Genomic DNA, 990 nt, shown 5'->3' on the forward strand with positions numbered 1-990 from the left:
AGATACTACTGTCGGTGTACCTTTTGTTCCTAATGTAGCATTTTGGTCATCTTCATGGTCTGTTACTTTCGCTAGAGTTGAAAGATTTACAGTTCCCCCTACATTTACTGTCGTTACATCTGAGTTTGTTGCTGATGACACTACTGGTGCTTCGTTAGTTACATTGACTGAATATTTTCCTGAGTAACTTCCATGAGAAGCTGAACCATTATGCGAAATGATTTGAATGTTATTCTTTCCTTCAGCAACTGGTTTTGTCAGTGTTAATGTAATTGTATCAACAAAATCACCGTGCTTAACAGATTCAATAGTTGCTCTTTCTGGATTTTCTGTAATAGACCATCCTCTGTCTTCGCCTCGTTTCAAGGTCACTTGAGGTGCTGAATTTGTTTCTTTATCTTTGTACCAGAAATATGAATATCCTGTATCGTGCGGAACTGTTAGTACAACTTTCTTAGCTCCAGCGACAACACTAGTTTGGTCTTTAGCGGCCTCTGATGGTAAGATTTTTGATTCACCAATAGAAACTTCTAAGTCTGCCTTTTCGCTTTCAATACCATTAACAGTTTGCGTAACTTCAACCTTGTTCTTAGGAGCATAGAATGTTCTTGAAGCTTCACTACCACCTCTTAAGGCTTCATTACTGTTCAATCCTTTATCTAAAGGAAGTTTCCAAGTACCGTCTTCTCCAACTTGTGTTGTTTTTTCTGAGATTACTGTTGTTCCTTCTGGATCTTTAACAGTCACTTTGATAGTTGCACCAGGTCTACCTGTTCCTGTAATTTCACTATCAGTAGAATAAATTGTATTCTTAGATTTAGTATTTACTACTGGAACTGAACCTTGAACAGTTACAGTATGTGTATACTCGTCAGACTCTTTACCTTGACTATCTACTGCTTTATATTTAACAGTATATGTTCCTGGTGTTGCTAAATCTGCTGCTTCAAGAGTTGTTTTGCTTGTATCACCATTGATAGATACTACTGT

At 37.3% G+C, this 990-nt stretch carries 1 protein-coding gene; it reads right to left on the reverse strand.

Features of this window, described 5'->3' with window-relative positions; genetic code table 11:
* Positions 1 to 990 (reverse strand): Ig-like domain-containing protein (locus tag ADH54_RS12035; RefSeq protein WP_049524068.1); only part of this gene is annotated, 990 nt, incomplete at both ends.

This window comes from Streptococcus pseudopneumoniae, assembly GCF_001072315.1.
GTDB classification, from domain to species: Bacteria; Bacillota; Bacilli; order Lactobacillales; family Streptococcaceae; genus Streptococcus; species Streptococcus pseudopneumoniae_R.